Here is a 17,952-nt window from a genome sequence, read left to right as displayed (position 1 = left end):
GGGTGCCGATTCGTGGCTGGGCCCCGAGCATGAAAGACACAAGACGGCGGCGGAGGCTCCGGCCATCGCGAAACGAAAAAGTGACCGGATCACCGCTTCTGAACCTGAGTGGGGGGCATGAAGGCGGGAATATACCCCTGCTAAGTCTCCGCCGACGAGTCGCGATAAAGCATGAAAATTATCGAGCTTGAATGGCAACTGTATTGCAACTATGTTGAGCCCGGCCTGAGACCTGTCAGGAGACGACCACTCGGGCCGGGGCCGACGGGTTCCGGTTCCCAAGGAGTCGAAACATGCAGCTTCTGCTCCTCGTGGGGTCGATCGTACTGAGCGTTGGGGCGGCGTTGGGGACGGCATCCCTCTTCCTTTCCCTCCTTCTCAGGATCATGTCGAAACTCCGCTAATTCTGGGGCTGGTCCGTAGCTTTTACATGGTCGTCCGGCCGGGGGCGTGGCACACTGAAACTCCCCGCGATCGGTGTTGGAATGGCGATGGGCGACCGAATCCTTGTCGTAGATGACGAATCCGGGGCCCGCGAAGGGCTCCGCCGGCTCCTCGAGGCCTGGGGGTACGAGTCCGCGGCGGCGTCGTCGGCGGACGAAGCGCTGACCCGGATCGAGCGGGATCGCCCCAGCGCGATCATCACCGACCTCGTGATGCCGGGGATCGACGGTCTCGAGTTCGTCCGGCAGCTCCGGGAGCAGCACGGGATCCCGGTCATCGTGTTCTCCGGCCAGGGAACGATCGAGGCCGCGGTCGAGGCGGTGAAGCTCGGCGCGCTCGACTTCCTCGAGAAGCCGGTCGAGCCCGGGCGGCTGAAGATCCTCCTCGAGAAGTTCGCCGGGACCCGCGAGCTGATGAACGAGAACCGGCGCCTGCGCGCCGAGCTGCGCGAGCGCGGAGCCTTCGGCAGGCTACGCGGCGGGTCCGAGGCGATCCGGGCGGTCTATCGTCAGATCGAACAGGTTGCGCCGTCGACCCTCTCGGTGCTCATCGTGGGCGAGAGCGGGACAGGCAAGGAGCTCGTCGCTCAGACGCTCCACGATCTCTCGCCGCGCAAGAAGAACGAGTTCGTCGCGATCAACTGCGCGGCGATCCCGGCGACGCTCCTCGAGAGCGAGATCTTCGGACACGAGAGGGGCGCGTTCACGGGCGCCATGCAGCGCAAGATCGGCTGCTTCGAGATGGCGCACCGCGGAACGCTCTTCCTCGACGAGATCTCCGAGATGGACGAGCTCCTCCAGGCAAAGCTGCTCCGCGTCCTCCAGGAGCAGAAGTTCCGCCGCGTCGGCGGGAGGGACGTCATCGAGTCGGACGTGCGGGTGCTCACCGCGACGAACCGCGATCCGATGACGGCGATGGCGGAAGGGAAGCTTCGCGAGGATCTCTATTACCGGCTGAACGTGTTCACCATCGTGCTGCCTCCGCTCCGCGAGCGCGGCGAGGACGTTCCGATGCTCGCGCGCTACTTCGCGGAGGAATACGCGGCGCGCAACGGGACGCCCGTCTCTCCGATGGATCCCCGCGCGCTCGAGTTGCTGTGCGCTCACACCTGGCCCGGGAACATTCGCGAGCTGAAGAATTCGATCGAGCGCGCGGCGCTCCTCGCCGGCGGGCGCCCGATCCTCCCGCAGCATCTGCCGATCGAGGTCCAACGAGCGGGCGCCTCGCGGGTCCAGGTCTCGCCTGCGTCGGCCGAGTCCGCGCCTCAGGCGGTCGCCTCGAACGCCGACGTCGTCTCGCTCCCGGTCGGCGCGACGATGGACGACGCCGAGCGCGAGATGATCCGCCAGACGCTGTCCCACACGAATGGCAACAAGACCCGTGCCGCGAAGATCCTGGGCATCTCGCTCAAGACCATGCACAACAAGGTCAAGAAGTTCGAGCTGTGAGGGTCCCGCTCTCCCTCCGCATTTTCGTCCTCAATGCGGCGTTCACGGTGGGGGTCGGCGCCCTGGCCTTCGTCATGGTGCGGGAGTCGTTCCAGACCTACTACCGCAGCTGGGAGCAGAGCCTCGCGACGCGACCGGCCGAGCAGCTCTTCGAGGGGACCGCGAACGAGATCGCGCGCGCCCTTCTCCTTCGCCTGGAGCGCGAGCCGGAGGTCAAGGACCGCGACGGCGATCGCATCGTCATGGGCTTGAACGCGATCCTTCGAGAGATTCCGAGCATCCGGTCGTTCCTCGTCGTCGACCGGGACAAGAGGATCCAATACGCGAACGATCCGAGCGTGGTCGATCTCGCGTTCACCGGACCGGAGCGATCGTCGCTCTTCGCCTCCGACCAGGTCGTCCGGCAGCTGATCGAGAAGCCGCAGGGCGGAGCGTTCACCCGCGTCATGGTGCCGGTCTTCGACGACCCGCCGAACGCGACCGGACCGAGACGGCGTCTCGGATCGTTGCTCCTCGACTTCGAACCCGACAACGCGCTCCTCCAGCGGCTTCCGCGCCTGCAGCCGCCTTCGGTCTCGGCGACCGACTCGATGAGGCCGCTCTTCATCTTTCTCCTCGTCGGCGTCGCCTCGGGCTTGCTCATGGCGGCCATCACGGCGGTTCCGGTACGCCGCCTCGATCGTGCGCTCACGAAATTCCGCGCGGGCGGCTTCCGCGGGCGGCTCGATGCGGAGCGCCTCGGTCTCGGAAGCGGGCTCGAATCGGCGGTGTCGGCGATCAACGAGATGGGGGGCCGGCTCGAGGCGCTCGACTCGCGAGGCCGCGAGCGGGAAGCGCTCCTCGCGACCCTTTCGCAGTCTCTCGAAGAGGGCATGCTCGCGATCGACGAGAGGGGACGGCCCGTCGCCTGGAACGCGGCGGCGCTGCGCATCCTCGGCGTTCCCGCGGAGGGAGCGGACGATGCCGCGATCAAGGATGCGCTCGCACGCCATCCGGAGCTGGCGATCGGCTGGTCGGCCGGGTCGGTTCATCCCGCGCGCGGGGTCGAGATCGTCCGGGACGGGGGAGAGCCGACGCCCGTTCAGGTCACGGAGGTCCCGTTCGAGCCGCGGCCCGGGGCCTCGGGAACGCTCGTCCTCCTACGGGATCTCGGTACGCTCCAGAAGGTCGAAGCGCATCTGCTCGAGGCGGGCCGATTCGCCGTCCTGGCGCACCTCGCGGGATCGCTCGCGCATGAGATCCGGAATCCGCTCCACTCGATCGGCCTGAACGCCGGCGTCGTTCAGCAGTACGTCGGCGAGGCGACGGCCCTCCCGTCTCGGCGGGCGATGTCCGAGTCGCTCCACACGATCCAGGAAGAGACGCGCCGGCTCACCGAGCTCCTCAACAACTACCTCGGCCTCCTCCGCTCGGCCCCGGAGCCCGCCGAAGTCGACGTGCGCGACACGTGCAAGCGCGTCATGCAGCTCCTCTCCTACGCGGCGATGAAGGCGCGTGTCGACCTCCGCCTCGAATCGGACGGCGAGCTCCCGCCGGTCTTCGGTGTTCCCGACCGTCTCCAGCAAGCGGTCTTGAACCTCGTGCTCAACGCGATCCAGGCGATGCCGCAAGGAGGCCGTGTCGTCCTCCACGTCGGCGCCTCGGGCGGGCTCGTCCGCGTGAGCGTGACCGACAGCGGGCCGGGGCTGCCCCAGGAGCTCGCGGAAAAGCTCTTCGACACGAGGGTGACGACGAAGCCGGGAGGGTCGGGCCTCGGGCTCCCGCTCGTCCGCATGATCGCCGAAGCGCACGGCGGAAGCGTCTGGTACCGCTCGGACGCGGGCCAGGGAGCGACGTTCACGCTCGTGCTCCCGTCGGCGCGCGAAGCGGCGTAGCCGCTACTCGAGCTGCTCCTTCGTCGCGGGCGATTCCTTGCGCTGGCGCGCGAGGTCGTGCGAACCGTGGTCGTCGGGGAGCGCGAGCACGGCGTCGTACTCGGCGAGCGCGGCCTTGCGCCGTCCCCCGAGGTCGTAGACGCGCCCGAGCTGGTAGTGGCCGAACGCCAGGAAGCGCGACGAGTCGGCGGGAAGCGTCTCCGTCAGAAGAGCCTTGAGCGACGCTTCGGCGCCAGGGAGATCGTCCGCGCGCATCTGGGCCGACGCGAGGTTGAAAAGAGTCTGCGGATCGCCCGGCTTCGCGACGAGCGCCTTCTTGAGCGCCGCGCTCATCCCCGGCCAGTCGCTGACGAGCTGCTTCTCCTTCGCCTCGTCCTCGGCGTCCATGAATTCGAGTGACGACTTCATGGCGACGACCTTGCCGTCGGCCCAAGTGGCGAACGCCGTGGCCATGGCGTCCTCGGTCGTGCCGAGGCGGGACGCGAAGGTCGCGACCTGGCCGTCGCTCCATCCGTAGACCTTCTTGACCACGCCCGGGCCGTACGTCTCGCGGAGCCAGGTCACGAAGACGCCGGACGCGGGCAGCGCGATCTCGTCGGGCAGCGCGCGCAGGCGCTCCTCGTCCAGGAGCACCGACGGACCGGGCAGCTTGCTCGCGCGCCGCAGCATCGCGGCGTGCATCGGCATGTCGTAGCCGCGCCACAGGTTGTCGAGCGACAGCGCGTAGCCCTCGTAGAGCGCGGTCGAGAAACAGGGACCGAGCACGGCGCGCCCGACCACGTGGATCTCCTCGTGGGGATTCGTCGAGCGCGCGAAGCGCCGCACCATGTAGATCTCGTGGGTCGGGAGGACGGAATGCGTGGGATCGCCGATCCCGGTGGCATCCCGTTTCGAGGTCTCGTCCTCGTAGACGACGAGGTAGATCTTGAACCCTTCGGGAGGAGCGCCGACCGCTTCGATCGCCTTCGTGAGCGCGGTCTCGCGCGCGTCGGCGATCGCCTTGATCTCCGCGTCGGGGATCTTCTTCGCGTCGTAGACGATGTGGTAGCGGGCGGAATCGAAGGTGCCGCGGCGCGCCGCGGGGAGACCGTCGCCGCTACTGTGATCGGCCTCGGCCGTGGGGTCGCGCTGCGGCGGCCAGAATTGCCCCGGCTTGAACATCCCTTGGCGGATCGGCTGGTAATCGCGGTACATCGCCCAATCGGAGCCGATCCGCGGCACCGGCTGCGAGCGATCGCGCTCGGGGTCGATGCGCGACCAGAAGACGAGGAACGAGGGCCAGTTGAGCGGGTTGCGGTTGAAGAAGAGCAGGTCGACGCCGGGGTTCGGCTCGACGACGCCGACGAAGCGTGTGCCGGTCTCGTCGTGCGTGAACGGGCGCGGAATGCCGGGCGAGCCGAGCAGGCGGTTGGACCAGCCGAGGATCAGGAGGTTGCCCTTCTTCTGCTCGTCGGTGAGCTGGTCGTCCGCGGCGACCTCGACCTTGTTCTTGTGCGCGGAGGTGAGCCATCGCGCCCGGGCGACCGCCGAGCGCCGGTTGTCGTCGACCGGCTCACCCGGACCGGCGGGATAGACGACGGTCAACGTCCCGACGCCGACGAACGCCGCCTCCCCGATGTAGTCGGGGCCGCGGTGCTGGTCGGCGGGTGGGGCCGCCTCGCTGGGGGGCGGTCCCGGATCCGGCGCCGCGAGCGCGGTCGTTCCCGCGGCGAGCAGTCCGGCGGAGAAGGCGAGCGAAACCAGGAATCGGCGCGGCACGGTTTCAGATGATACGAGGAGGCGGCGGTCACGTCGAATTCCGCTGCTAGCATTCGGGACGCCATGTCGCGGATCTTCGCGATCGCCGATCTTCATCTCTCCACGTCGGGGGCCAAGCCGATGGACATTTTCGGCCCCGAGTGGACCGATCACGCCGAGCGGATGGCGCGCGCGTGGGACGAGACCGTTCGCGACGAGGACCGCGTCCTGCTCCCGGGCGACCTCTCGTGGGCGCGCGATCTCGCCGAAGCGCAGGGCGACCTCGCCTGGATCGGCCGGAGGCCGGGGAGCAAGTACCTCCTGCGCGGAAATCACGATTCCTGGTGGAAGAGCGCCGCGCAGGTCCGGAACGCGCTTCCACCGCGATGCTTCGCCCTCCAGAACGACGCGTACGATCTCGGCGACGCGGTCCTCGTCGGCGCCCGGGGATGGACGGCGCCGGACGATCCCATCGCCACCCCCGAGGACGGTCCGGTTTTCCTTCGCGAGCTCGAGCGGCTCAGGCTGTCGATCGCCGACGCGGACCGCCGACTCGACCGTGCGCTGCCGCGGATCGCCATGCTGCACTTTCCGCCGTGGCTCGCGGGCCGGCCCCCGACCGATCTCGTCGCGACGATGCAAAAGGGAGGGATCGAGGTCTGCGTCTACGGCCACCTTCACGGCGCCGACCATGCCCGCGCGACGACCGGCGAGCGGGATGGAATCGTCTACCAGCTCGTCGCCTCGGATGCGGTCGGCTTCACGCCGGTGCCGGTCGCGGTTACACTGCGCGGCCGAAACCGCCCAGGAGGTCCCCCGTGACCGACTTCCCCCCGTACGAGCCGCCGCCACCGCCTCCTCCCGCGCCGCCCGCGCCGCCCGAGGCCTTGCCGTGGGAGGCCCCCAACGCCGGCCTCGGCTCGATCTTCCCGACCGCCGGCGAGTTCCTCGCGCACCCGGTACTCGCGTACCGCAAGATGAGCAAGACGGCGGATCTGGTCCGTCCGATCGCCTTTTTCGTTGCGTTCGTGCTGCTGGGAACGATTCTCGGGCAGATCTGGCAGCTCCTGCTTTGGAACCAAGTGATGGAGCTGATCCATCGCTTCAATTTCATCCCGGAGCAGTTCCAATCGCTGATCCACCGTCCCGGCGCGATCCAGATCGCGGTCGGTCTCGTCGTCGCGCCGCTGATCTATCTCGTCGTCCTCTTCATCTGGAGCGCCGCCATCCATGTCGGCCTGGCGGCGTTGGGCGGAGCTCCGGAAGGGTTCGCGACCACGCTCCGCGTGATCTGCTACGCCCGCACGGCGGACGTCGGGCTCGCGATCCCGCTCCTGGGAGGGCTCGTCACCTTCGTTTGGCGCCGTGTCCTCGAGGTCGTCGGTCTCGCTCAGGCGCACCGAACCGACGCTTGGAAGGCGCTCCTGGCCGTGATCTTCCCGATGGTCTTCTGCTGCCTGTGCATGGTCGCCGGCGTGTTCGCCTTCGGCGCGGCGATCGGGCAGGCCCTTCAACAGATGAAATGAACTGGCGCGCCGCGAGCCGGCTCGACCGCCAGACCGTGTGGCTGTGGGCGTTCGCGGCGGCCGGCGCCATAGCGCTCCGCCCGGTCTGGCTCGCCGCGGCACGGCTCGCGCCCGCATGTCTGTGGCACGCGTGGACCGGACTTCCATGTCCGGGCTGCGGCACTACCCGGGCCTTGGTCCATCTCCTCAACGGCGAGGTGGCCGCGGGATTCGCGATGAACCCGCTGGCCGCGCTCGGCGCGGCGGGCTTCGTGGCCGGAGGCTTGTTGGCCCCTCTGTGGCTCGTGCTCGGCGGCGGGATTCCGGTCGTCCCGCATCGCCCGCATCCGGCGTTCCTCGCGGGCGCCGCCGCGGCGGTCGCTCTGAACTGGGCCTGGCTCGTGGCCTCAGGCGTCTAGGGCGGCCTCGAGCGCGTCGAGCTTCGCGTCCATCGCGCGGAACGTCGCCTCGTAAGGAGTGGGGGACTCGAGATCGACCCCGGCGCGGCGCAAGAGCTCGAGCGGGTAGTCCGAAGCACCGCTCGCGAGGAAGGCGAGGTAGCGGTCGCGCGCACCGTCCCGCTCGTGGAGGACGTCGTGCGCGAGGCTCGTCGCGGCGACGATCCCGGTCGCGTACTGATAGACGTAGAAGTCGTAATAGAAGTGGGGGATGCACGCCCACTCGATCGCGAAGAGGGGATCGACCTCGCAGGCGCCCTCGTCGTGCCCCTGGTAGACCCGTACAAGGTCGAGGAATCGGGCCGACAGGGCCTCGCCGGTGAGCGCCTCGCCGCGCTCGACCGCGCGATGGATCTCGAGCTCGAACTCGGCGAAAAACGTCTGCCGGAAGAGCGTGGCGCGGATGCCGTCGAGCGAGTGGCCGAGGAGGAAGACGCGCTCCTCGCGACCGGCGGCCTCGGCGATCAGCTTCTCGATGAGCAGCGCCTCGTTGAAGGTCGATGCGACCTCGGCGACGAAGATGCTGTAGTCGGCGCAGGCGTAGTGCTGCGCGCGGTTGCTGAAGTGAGAGTGCATCGCATGGCCGGCCTCGTGGGCGAGGGTGCTCACGCTCTCGAAGTCGCCGTTGAAGTTGAGGAGCATGTACGGGTGGACGTCGTAGGCGGCGCCGGTCGCGTACGCGCCGGACCGTTTTCCGGGAGCCGGTCGCCAGTCGGTCCAGCGATCGTCGAACCCGCGGCGGAGCGCGCGGCCGTACTCGGCTCCAAGGGGCTCGAGCGCCTCGCCGACGAGGCTCTTCGCCGCGTCGACGCCGTACTCGCGCTTCGGCCCGGCGATGAGTGGGCAGTGCAGGTCGAAGTAGGTGAGCCGGTCGAGCCCGAGCGCCCGCGCCCGAAGATGGAAGTAACGGTGGAGCGTCGGCAGGTGGCGCCGCACCTGCTCGATGAGGTTCGTGTACACGGCGACGGGGATGTGGTCGCCGTCGAGCGTCGCGGCCACGCACGACTCGTAGTGCCGCGCCCGCGCGCGGAAGACGTGCGCTTTGACCGCCTCGAAGAGGTTCGAGCCGAAGGTTCCCTGGAAGTCGACGTACCCGGCGAAGTACGCGCGCGACGCCGCGGTGCGGTCGTCACGGAGCGAGGACGTCCGCACGACCGAGAGAACCGCCGGGGTCAGGGTGACCGATTCGCCGCCGGCGAGCTCGATCGTCGCGCGGGGCATCTCCGCGTTGTTGAGGACGCCGAAGATCTGGCTCGGGCCGCCGAGGACGAGGCCGGCCTCCGCGAGGAGGCGCTCCTCGGGCGGCGAGAGAACGTGCCGCTTCTGGCGGATCAGATTCCGGAGGAACGGAGCGAACGGCTGGAGGCGCGTCTCCTCCGAGAGAAGCCGCTCCACGAGCCCGTCAGGAGCCGCCAGGATCTCGGGCCGGATGTAGGAGGTCTGCCGGGAAAGCTCGGTGAGCGAGATCTCGATCTCTTGGCGCATGCGCTGGTGGGCGGCGACCCGGAGATCGCCGTCCGATTTCATCGACGCGTAGGCGTGGAGGCGGGCCAGCGTCTTGGCGTCGCCCCAGATCGTCTCGAGGGCCTCCGCGAGACCCGCCGCCGACGCCGTCAGGCCGTCCCGGAACCGGCCGAGCCCGGGGAGCGCCCGGTCGACCCGCGCCTTCTCGTCCCAGAACGCGTCGTCCGAGGGGTAGAGGTCGGTGAGCCGCCAGGTTTCCTCGATCGCGGGGGAGACCGTCATGCGGTATTCACCAAAGCCCTCGATGGTGCCGGAGGTGGGAGTCGAACCCACACGACCGCAAGGATCGGGGGATTTTGAGTCCCCTGCGTCTGCCATTCCGCCACTCCGGCCAAGGCGGCTTCGCAGACTAGCGTCGAGATTCGGCCGGTGTCAAGCGCGCCGGGCCGTGCGTGCACAAGTCTTGCGGATTCAACTCGTTTCCGCTATCCTGTCCCCGCATCGGAGGAGGCCGCGTTTGGACTTCAAGGTAGGTGACAAGGTCGTCTATCCGAACCACGGCGTGGGCGTCATCGAACAAGTCACGAAGAAATCGGTCGGTGACATCGTTTCGTCGTTCTATTGCCTCCGCATCATCTCCACCGACAGCACGGTCATGGTTCCCGTCGGCAACACGATCGCCGTCGGGCTCCGCAAGGTGCTGACGAAGCGCGAGGTGAATCGAGTCATGGATGTCCTCCGGACGGGGGACGTCGCGACGTACGACGACTGGAAGGGGCGCTTCCAGGCCAACTCCGAAAAGATGCGGACCGGCGATATTCACGCCGTCGCCGAGGTCTTGAAGAGCCTGACAGTACTCGCCGAGATCAAGCCGCTGTCTTACCGCGAGCGGAAGATGCTCGATCGCGCGCGGTTTCTTCTCGTCTCGGAACTCGCCGAGGCCGGGAACAAAGCGCCCGATCGCGTCGAGACCGAGATCGACAGCGCCCTGAACGATTCCGTGCGCGGCGCGAAGGTCAAGACCGCTCACTGATCCGGCTCCACGACCGTGGACAATCTCGTCCTCCATCGCCTCGCTCTCGACCTGTCGGCGGAGGTGGCTGGAGCTGTTCTCTCCCAGGCCCGCCAAGAAGCTGCCGATCGTTTCCGGCTGGTTTTCGCCCGCGACGATGCATCGTTCTCCCTCCTTATCTCACTGGATCCGGAGACTCCGTGGATCGGCACACCGGCTCTGCCCTGGGAGGGGCCGAGATGGACACCGGACGCACCGGTGGCCACCCTGGCCAAGCGGATCGCCGGGCTGCGCATCGCGCACGTTCACAAGCCGCGGCTCGACCGTAGCGTCCGGCTCGAGGCGGACGACGGCAGCGGCCTGGTCATCGAGCTGCAACCCCACGCCTCGAACCTGGTCCTACTCGGTCCCGGTGGCGTCATCGAGATCGTCGTCCGGTCGCGTCAAAGGTCGGCGGAGCGGCTGAGCGCCGGGATCCCCTGGGCACCCCCGTCGTGCCCGCCCGGTCGATCCGATCCGCTCGAGGCCACTGCGGCCGATCTCGACAGTGGGCTCGAGCGCTTCCTCGGTCTCGGTCCCACCGCACCGGCGCTCGCCCGTGCGGAAGCCTCGCGCTCCGGGCGGCCGTTCGGCGAGGTGCTCGCGGGACGGCTCGCCGAGGTCAGGGAGGGGAGGAGCGACGTCGTCGCGGTCGGTCCCGAGCCGCTCCGGCAGGCGATCGAGTCCGCGACGTTGGTCGTCCCCGCCTTCCGGCTTCTCCCCTGGCGGCCGGCAAACGAGGATGAGGGTCACGTCTTCGAGGAACGCACGCCGCTCCTGACGGCAGGGCTTTTCCACGACGGCGTCGAGGCGGTCGGACGCCTCTGCCGCCGCGTTGCGGCGCTCCAGCGCATCGTCCGTGGCGAGATTCGGAAAGCGGTCGAGACCGGCGCCCGCGTCGACTCCGAGCGGGCGCGCTTCGAAGCGCCGGACGAGCTAGCCCGCCGAGCCGAAGCGATCCTGGCCGGGCTGACCGTCGCCGAACGGGTGAAGGACGGCGTGGCGGTTCCGGACCCCTACGACCCTGCCGGCGCGCCCATCGTCGTCGCCGTTCCTCCCGGAGTTCCGCTTCCGGCGGCGGCGAACGACCTCTTCCGCAAGAGCAGGCGCGCGCGACGCGGGCTCGAGGCGGTCGCCGAGCGGTCCGCGGCGCTCTCGAGGCGGGCCTTGCGGCTCGAGGCGATTGCCGGACGCGCGCAGACCGCGCGCACCGCGGACGACGCCGCGGCGCTCGAGGAGGCGATGCGCGGGGAAGGGATCGCCGTCGGAATCGCGCGGGCGACCCGCGCGGGGCGCGCCGCGGACCGGCTGGAAGCGCCTCGCATCGCGGGGGTCCGTGTGATCACGAGCAGCGACGGTTGGAGCATCCTCGTCGGGAAAACGGCACGAGACAACGACCGTCTCACCTTCAAGCTCGCGTCGCCCGACGATCTCTGGCTCCACGCCGCCGGGACGACCGGCGCGCACGTCGTCGTGAAGGCGGCCGGTCGCGGCGACGTTCCGGACGCGACGCTGCGCGAGGCGGCGCAGGCCGCGGCCTGGTTCAGCGATGCGCGCAGTCAGGGGGCGGTCGAAGTCCACTGGGCCCGCCGGAAGCACGTCCGGCGCGCCGGCGGCGCGGCGGGCCGTGTCGTTCTCAAGCGATTCGAGACCCTCCGCGTTCGTGCCGTCCCCCCGAGCGAGAGGAAATGAGGCGATCGGCATCGAGGATGGCGCATTTCCACCCAAACATGGCACCGTCCGCGGTTGATTCCGCGATTCCGGTGCCCTAGATTGGCGCCGCCATGACGTCGGTGATCCGCGGTGTTCTCGGCACGCTCCTCGCGGCGGCGCTCATATATTGGGTTCTTCGCGGGATCGACCCCAAGGACTTGCGGAGCAGCCTCGCGGCCGCGTCGTGGTGGCTCCTTGCCCTCGCCGCGATCGTCAACTTCTCGCATAACGCGTTCCGGGTCCTTCGTTGGCGCTGGCTCCTGGAGCCGACGCGCCATGCGGTCCCGTTCCGTCCGATGTTCGCTGCGGTGATCCTCGGCTACATGACGACCCTCGCCGGCGGCCGCATCGGAGAGCTCGTACGACCCGCCCTCCTCTCGGCGCGCGAGAAGCTGCCGCTCGGCCCGACGATGGGGACGATCGTCACCGATCGGCTCCTGGATGGCTTCAGCATCGTCGCCCTCTTCGCGATCGGCAGTGCGCTGGCCTCGTTCGCGCCTTCGGCGTTGCCGATGGCGGCGAAGATCCGGGCCGGCGCTTGGATCGCGTTCGCGTGCGTCGTCGTCGGCCTCGTCGCGCTAGCGCTCCTCTCGACCGCGGTCGCGCGCGGGCGGCGGTGGCTCGCGGGCCGGTCTGCGCTGGTCCGATGGATCGGTGGCGCGATCCTCGGCTTCGCCGAAGGGGCTGCCGCGCTCCGTTCGTTGCGCCGGCTCGTTCCCATCGTGTTCGCGAGCGTCGCCGCGTGGTTCACGATCGCCGTCGGAACCTGGCTCGGGATCCGGTCGGTCGGGGCGGCGGTGAGCTTGTCGGACGTCTTCGTCCTCATGCCGCTCCTCGCCGCGGGGATCGCGATCCCGACGCCGGGCGCGGCCGGCGGCTATCACGCCACGATGAAGTTCGGGCTGACGACGCTCTTCGGCGTCGATCCGACCTTGGCGGCCGGCGCGGGGGTGCTCATGCACCTCGCGATCGCGATTCCGATCTTCGTGGCGGGCATGATCCTCCTCAAGACCGAGAAGATCTCGTGGTCGGACATGGTCGCGGCGGCGAAGCAGGTACGTACGCTCGGGCACCTGGAAACGGCCGAGGCGGCCCCGTGAAGTGCCCGTTCTGCAGCCACCTCAAGGACAAGGTCGTCGATTCACGCGAGACCGGGTCCGGCGATGCGATCCGGCGCCGCCGCGAGTGCCTGTCCTGCGGGCGGCGCTTCACGTCGTACGAGCGCGTCGAGGAGATTCCGTACTTCGTCGTCAAGAAGGACGGCCGCCGCGAGCCGTTCGATCGCCAGAAGCTGATCGTCGGCCTGCACCGCGCGTGCGAGAAGCGTCCGGTCCCCGCGCGCGCGCTCACCGCGATCGTCGACGAGGTCGAGCAGATGGTCCAGGACAACCCCGAGAGGGAGATCCCGGCGCGGACGATCGGCGAGCGCGTCATGGACAGGCTCAAGGACCTCGACAAGGTCGCCTACGTCAGGTTCGCGTCCGTCTACCGGCAGTTCGAGGACGTCGAGGAGTTCATGTCCGAGCTCAGGAATCTCGTCGACACGCGGAAGTGAGGGGCCGATGACGAAGGGATTGGGATCGATGCTCGAGGCGGCGCGGATCCAGAGCGAGATCAACCGCCTATTCGACAACTTGCTCACGCTCGACGACGGACGCGAGAGCGGGAGCTGGATGCCGATGGCGGACATCGTCGAGACCGAGGACGCGCTCGTCCTCACCGTCGAGCTCCCGGGTGTCGCCAAGGATGACCTGAGCGTCTCGACGAACGGCGGCGACCTGATCCTGAAAGGCGAGAAGGGCAAGCCGGGGCCGAGCGGTCCCGCGCGCTTCCTCGTCGCGGAGCGTGCCTACGGGAGGTTCCGGCGCGTGATCCATCTCGGCGTTCCCGTCAACACGCACAAGGCGGAGGCGTCGCTCGCCGACGGCACGCTCCGGATCCGCTTCCCCAAGGTCGCCAATCGCCGCGGCGAAGAGGTCGCGATCGACGTGAGGACGTCATGACGAAGCCGAGCGCTCCCGGACACGAGGGCGAGCCCAGGATCCCGTCCGAGCTCCCGGTGCTCCCGCTCCGGGACATGGTCGTCTTCCCGTTCATCATCGCGCCGCTCTCGGTCGCGCGGGACCTCTCGATCCAAGCGGTCGATCACGCGCTTTCCGAGAACCGGATGATCCTTCTCGTCGCGCAGCGCGACAAGGACGAGGAAGAGCCGGAGCGCGAGGACCTTCACGACGTGGGGACGGTCGCCGTCATCATGCGGATGCTCAAGCTGCCCGACGAGCGGATCCGCGTCCTCGTCCAGGGGGTCTGCCGCGCGCGCGTCGCCGAGTTCACAGGCACGCGGCCGCACCTCACCGCCAAGATCGAGCGCCTCGTCGATCCGCCGTACGACGGCACGTCGATCGAGAAGGAGGCGCTCGTCCGCTCGGTCAAGCGCGCGCTGGAGCGCGCGAGCGGCCTCGGCAAGAACATCCCGTCCGAGGTCATGGTCATCGCGGGGAATCTCGAGGACCCCGGACGCCTCGCGGACCTCGTCGCCTCGAATCTCGATCTCAAGGTCCACGAGGCTCAGGAAGTCCTGGAGCTCGCCGACCCGATCGAGCGCTTGAAGCGCGTCAACGATCTCGTCCAGCGTGAGATGTCGCTCCTCTCGATGCAGCGCGAGATCGACTCGATGGCGAAGGACGAGATGGACCGGAGCCAGCGCGAGGCCTACCTCCGGCACCAGATGAAGGCGATCATGTCGGAGCTCGGCGAGGGCAACGACCTCGGCGAGGAGATCGAGCGGTACCGCGAGCGCGCCCGCACGCTGACGCTCTCCGCGCAGGCGCAAGAAGAGGTCGAGCGCCAGCTCAAGAAGCTCGAGCGCATGCACCCCGACGCCGCGGAGGCCTCGACCGTCCGGAACTACCTCGACTGGGTCCTCGGGATGCCGTGGGGCAAGACGACGAAGGACAACCTCGACCTCGAGAAGGCGCGCGCGATCCTGGACGAAGACCACTACGGTCTCGAGCCGGTCAAGGACCGCATCCTCGAGTACCTGGCGGTCCGGAAGCTCAAGAAGAAGAGCAAGGGGCCGATCCTCTGCTTCGTCGGACCGCCCGGCGTCGGCAAGACCTCGCTCGGCCGCTCGATCGCCCGCGCGCTGGGTCGGCAGTTCGTGCGTCTCTCGCTCGGCGGGGTCAAGGACGAGGCCGAGGTCCGCGGCCACCGCCGGACCTACGTCGGTGCGATGCCGGGCCGCATCGTCCAGGGAATTCACCAGGCGGGCTCCGCCAATCCGGTCTTCATGCTCGACGAGGTCGACAAGATCGGGCAGGACTTCCGCGGCGATCCCTCGGCGGCGCTCCTCGAGGTGCTCGACCCGGAGCAGAACGGGACGTTCCGCGATCACTACCTCGGCGTGCCGTGGGATCTCTCCGACGTCATGTTCATCGCGAACGCGAACCTGCTGGACCCGATCCACCCCGCGTTCCGCGACCGGATGGAGGTCATTCGCCTCTCGGGCTACACCGAGGAAGAGAAGCTCGTCATCGCGGAGCGGCACATCGTGCCGAAGCAGGTCGAGGAGAACGGCCTCAAGACGAGCCGGATCGAGTTCTCGGACAACGCGCTCAAGGCGCTCATCTCCGGGTACACGCGCGAGGCGGGCCTCAGGAATCTCGAGCGGCACGTCGCCGCGGTGTGCCGTAAGGTCGCGCGCCAGGTCGCCGAGGGCCGCAAGGGAAAGGTCCGCGTCATCGCCTCGAGCCTCGAATCGTTCCTGGGGCCGGCGCCCGCCACGCGCGAGGATGCGCTGGCCACGGACCAGGTCGGCGTCGCGACGGGCCTCGCCTGGACCGAGGCCGGCGGCGACGTCCTCTTCGTCGAGGCGACGACGATGCGCGGCCGCGGCGGCCTGATCCTCACCGGCCAGCTCGGCGACGTCATGAAGGAGTCCGCTCAGGCGGCGCTCTCGTTCGCACGCTCCCACGCGCACGATCTCGGCCTCGAGCCGGAGTACTTCGAGAGCCGTGACATCCACATCCACGTCCCCGAGGGGGCGATCCCCAAGGACGGGCCGTCCGCCGGCATCACGATCGCGACCGCGATGGTCTCGGCCTTCATGGACCGTCCGATCCGCCGCGATCTCGCGATGACGGGGGAGATCACCCTGCGCGGAAACGTGCTCCCGGTCGGTGGCATCAAGGAGAAGGTCCTCGCGGCCCGCCGGTCGGGGATCCGGACGATCCTGCTCCCCGAGGCGAACCGCAAAAACCTCGAAGAGATCCCGAAAGCCCTCCGGAAGGACCTGAGGCTCGAATTCGTCGAGGATGTCCGGGACGTCTTCCGGCTCGCCTTCCGGGAGGCGCTCGAGCTGACCGGCGGCAAGCCCGCCCGCGAGCCGCGGCCCAAGCGGGTCCCCCTGCAACCCGCCCACTGACCGGCCGGCTGATAAACTCCCGCGTTCCCCCGGGGTCTTTGCCCGGGAAAGAGTCCGACTAGACGCTTTCGGACCATCCCCCGTACCACGAAGCGGGTCCGAAACGTCCTGGCGGGGTTTACCTGAGCATGCGGGACGACGAGGACCTGACCGATCTGATCCGCGCCGCTGCGGGCGGCGACCACCGGGCTTTCGAGGATCTCGTCCTGCGAAAGCGCGAACGTGTCGTCCGGACGGCGTTTCAGATCGTAGGCGACCTGGAGGACGCGCGGGATGTGGCCCAAAGCGTTTTTCTCCGGCTCTGGAGGGTGTTGCAGCGGTTCGACCTTCAGCGGAAGTTCGACACTTGGCTGTACCGCATCACCGTGAACCTGGCGATCGATTTCATCCGGCAGCGAGGACCGAAGGGTTTCCTCCAGCCCCTTCCCGACGATGCCGGAGAGCGGCTCGTCGATCCGGGTCACGGACCGGCCGACGCCTTCGACGTCCGCGAACTCCAGCGGACGTTCCTGCGTCTCGCCGCGCGCCTCGCCCCCAAGCAGCGGGCGACGTTCGTCCTCAAGGAGATCGAAGGGCTCGACACCGCCGAGATCGCCCGCATCCTGGGGATCACCGAGTCGACCGTCCGTAACCATCTTCTGCAAGCGCGGCGCGTGCTCCGCGAGGGGTTCAAGAAGCCGTGAGCGCGCACCTCGATCCGGCCGGCTTCGACGCGCTGACCGGCGCCGCCCGCCGCGAGGCGGTCGATCATCTCCGGGTCTGCTCCGGCTGCCGCGCCTCCGCGCTCGCGCACGATCCCACGATCCTCTTCGCGCTCCTCGACCGGACTCCGGTCCCCGCGCGCATCCTCGACGACGTCGCGTCCGGCGTCCGGCGGGAGATCCAGGCGGTGCCCCGCCCGCAGACGGTCCGTCGCTTCGCGGCGGCGGCGATGCTCGCGCTCGCCCTCGTCTGCGGCTTCGTCGCCGGCCGCTCGCCGCTGCCGGCGCCCGCCTCCGCGATCGCGGTCCTCCCGCACGATCTGCCGCGTGCGGCGGTCGACGTCAGCCCGCAGCAGGCTGTGTCCGGCGTCGTCGACTTCAGCGTCGGCGAGACGCAGGTCGTCATGGTCTACAACGGAGATCTCCATCTATGAAGCGCCCCGTGCTCTCCATCGCGGGGCTCGTCGCCCTCACCGTCGCCCTCGCGTCCCCGGCCTTCTCCGGCGTCACGGCGCGCGCGTTCGAGGTGAAATTCAAGTCGCTCGCCGATGCGGCCGAGCTCGTGAGCCCGCTCCTCTCGCCGCAGGGCACCGTGACGCTCCAGCCGCGCCTCAAGACCCTCACCGTCCAGGACCAAGCCGAGGTCCTGGACCGGATCGCCGCGGTGCTCAAGAGCTTCGACACGGCCCCGCGCGACGTCGAGATCGCCATGAGCCTCTTCCTCGGCACCGACCGGCGCGAGCAGGAAGCGGGGCGCTCCGTCCCGCCCGAGACGATGACGCGGGACGTGCGCGGGATCGCCGAAACGCTCGGCGACTTCACGAAGTGGAACTCGTACGAGCCGCTCGGCGGGCGCGCGGTGACGGCGGCGGAGGGCGGAAGGGTCACGGCCTCGCTCTCCGACGAGTACCGCGTCGCCTACGACGTCGAGACGGTGCGCGACGACACCGTGCGCCTCACGAACTTCGTGCTCCAGCGGGTCACGCGCAGCCCCGAGGGGAAGGAGACGGTCCAGGACGTCTACTCCGCGGCCGTCGTGCTTCCCGTCGGCCGCATGCTCATGCTAGGCGCCGCGCAGAACCCCGAGTCCAAGCGGGCCCTCTTCCTCACGCTCCGCGCGAGGCCGAGGTAGCC

16 protein-coding genes and 1 tRNA gene are annotated in these 17,952 nt (G+C 69.0%); 14 read left to right on the top strand and 3 right to left on the bottom strand.

All coding sequences use genetic code 11. The features are described from left to right. The first annotated feature begins 491 nt into the window (after window positions 1-491). Window positions 492-1,892, top strand: a complete 1,401-nt coding sequence (locus tag VFV19_02465) for a sigma-54 dependent transcriptional regulator (GenBank protein ID HEX4823154.1) — start codon at window positions 492-494, stop codon at window positions 1,890-1,892. Next, complete coding sequence (locus VFV19_02460; protein HEX4823153.1) at window positions 1,889-3,766, top strand: ATP-binding protein; 1,878 nt, start codon at window positions 1,889-1,891, stop codon at window positions 3,764-3,766. Before VFV19_02465 ends, VFV19_02460 begins: the two co-directional genes overlap by 4 nt. 3 nt (window positions 3,767-3,769) lie before the next feature. Here the strand turns inward: VFV19_02460 and VFV19_02455 are convergent, their stop codons facing one another. Beyond that, window positions 3,770-5,524 (bottom strand): hypothetical protein, encoded by a 1,755-nt coding sequence (locus VFV19_02455; GenBank protein ID HEX4823152.1) that lies wholly within the window; start codon window positions 5,522-5,524, stop codon window positions 3,770-3,772. A 63-nt stretch (window positions 5,525-5,587) separates the two neighbouring features. Here VFV19_02455 and VFV19_02450 point away from each other — a divergent pair, with 63 nt between their 5' ends. The 3 genes from VFV19_02450 to VFV19_02440 are packed head-to-tail and all read left to right on the top strand — an operon-like array spanning window position 5,588 to window position 7,427. After that, window positions 5,588-6,325, top strand: coding sequence for a metallophosphoesterase (locus VFV19_02450; GenBank protein ID HEX4823151.1), 738 nt, complete (start codon window positions 5,588-5,590; stop codon window positions 6,323-6,325). Beyond that, on the top strand, window positions 6,322-7,029 hold the full coding sequence (locus tag VFV19_02445; protein ID HEX4823150.1) for a YIP1 family protein: 708 nt from the start codon (window positions 6,322-6,324) through the stop codon (window positions 7,027-7,029). The genes VFV19_02450 and VFV19_02445 overlap by 4 nt, the downstream gene beginning before the upstream one ends. Continuing rightward, window positions 7,026-7,427 carry a DUF2752 domain-containing protein gene (locus tag VFV19_02440; protein HEX4823149.1) on the top strand — a complete coding sequence of 134 codons (402 nt, stop codon included), beginning with the start codon at window positions 7,026-7,028 and terminating at the stop codon, window positions 7,425-7,427. Before VFV19_02445 ends, VFV19_02440 begins: the two co-directional genes overlap by 4 nt. On the opposite strand, the gene pepF is transcribed toward VFV19_02440, so the two are convergent. After that, window positions 7,416-9,212, bottom strand: a complete 1,797-nt coding sequence (gene pepF, locus VFV19_02435; GenBank protein HEX4823148.1) for an oligoendopeptidase F — start codon at window positions 9,210-9,212, stop codon at window positions 7,416-7,418. The genes VFV19_02440 and pepF overlap by 12 nt on opposite strands. A 23-nt stretch (window positions 9,213-9,235) precedes the next feature. Then, window positions 9,236-9,322 (bottom strand) — tRNA-Leu (locus tag VFV19_02430). 125 nt (window positions 9,323-9,447) lie between these two features. Here VFV19_02430 and VFV19_02425 point away from each other — a divergent pair. The 9 genes from VFV19_02425 to VFV19_02385 all read left to right on the top strand — a co-directional run bounded on the left by VFV19_02425 (window position 9,448) and on the right by VFV19_02385 (window position 17,950). Beyond that, window positions 9,448-9,963 carry a CarD family transcriptional regulator gene (locus VFV19_02425; GenBank protein HEX4823147.1) on the top strand — a complete coding sequence of 172 codons (516 nt, stop codon included), beginning with the start codon at window positions 9,448-9,450 and terminating at the stop codon, window positions 9,961-9,963. A gap of 15 nt (window positions 9,964-9,978) precedes the next feature. Next, window positions 9,979-11,673: an NFACT RNA binding domain-containing protein gene (locus VFV19_02420; GenBank protein ID HEX4823146.1), complete on the top strand. Its 1,695-nt coding sequence runs from the start codon at window positions 9,979-9,981 to the stop codon at window positions 11,671-11,673. A gap of 92 nt (window positions 11,674-11,765) precedes the next feature. Continuing rightward, a complete protein-coding gene (locus tag VFV19_02415) occupies window positions 11,766-12,794 on the top strand; it encodes a lysylphosphatidylglycerol synthase transmembrane domain-containing protein (GenBank protein HEX4823145.1) in 1,029 nt (342 codons plus the stop codon). After that, a complete protein-coding gene (gene nrdR, locus VFV19_02410) occupies window positions 12,791-13,249 on the top strand; it encodes a transcriptional regulator NrdR (protein HEX4823144.1) in 459 nt (152 codons plus the stop codon). Before VFV19_02415 ends, nrdR begins: the two co-directional genes overlap by 4 nt. A 7-nt stretch (window positions 13,250-13,256) precedes the next feature. Continuing rightward, on the top strand, window positions 13,257-13,697 hold the full coding sequence (locus VFV19_02405) for an Hsp20/alpha crystallin family protein (GenBank protein ID HEX4823143.1): 441 nt from the start codon (window positions 13,257-13,259) through the stop codon (window positions 13,695-13,697). After that, window positions 13,694-16,117 (top strand): endopeptidase La, encoded by a 2,424-nt coding sequence (lon, locus tag VFV19_02400; GenBank protein ID HEX4823142.1) that lies wholly within the window; start codon window positions 13,694-13,696, stop codon window positions 16,115-16,117. Before VFV19_02405 ends, lon begins: the two co-directional genes overlap by 4 nt. 128 nt (window positions 16,118-16,245) lie before the next feature. Further along, on the top strand, window positions 16,246-16,800 hold the full coding sequence (locus tag VFV19_02395; protein ID HEX4823141.1) for a sigma-70 family RNA polymerase sigma factor: 555 nt from the start codon (window positions 16,246-16,248) through the stop codon (window positions 16,798-16,800). After that, a complete protein-coding gene (locus VFV19_02390) occupies window positions 16,797-17,252 on the top strand; it encodes a hypothetical protein (protein HEX4823140.1) in 456 nt (151 codons plus the stop codon). The genes VFV19_02395 and VFV19_02390 overlap by 4 nt, the downstream gene beginning before the upstream one ends. Then, window positions 17,249-17,950, top strand: coding sequence for a secretin N-terminal domain-containing protein (locus VFV19_02385; GenBank protein ID HEX4823139.1), 702 nt, complete (start codon window positions 17,249-17,251; stop codon window positions 17,948-17,950). The genes VFV19_02390 and VFV19_02385 overlap by 4 nt, the downstream gene beginning before the upstream one ends. Window positions 17,951-17,952 lie beyond the last annotated feature (2 nt).

The organism is Candidatus Polarisedimenticolaceae bacterium, assembly GCA_036275915.1.
Classification (GTDB): Bacteria; Acidobacteriota; Polarisedimenticolia; order Polarisedimenticolales; family DASRJG01; genus DASRJG01.
Note: the sequence above shows the minus strand (reverse complement) of the source record. Positions and strands in the feature narration are given on the sequence as shown.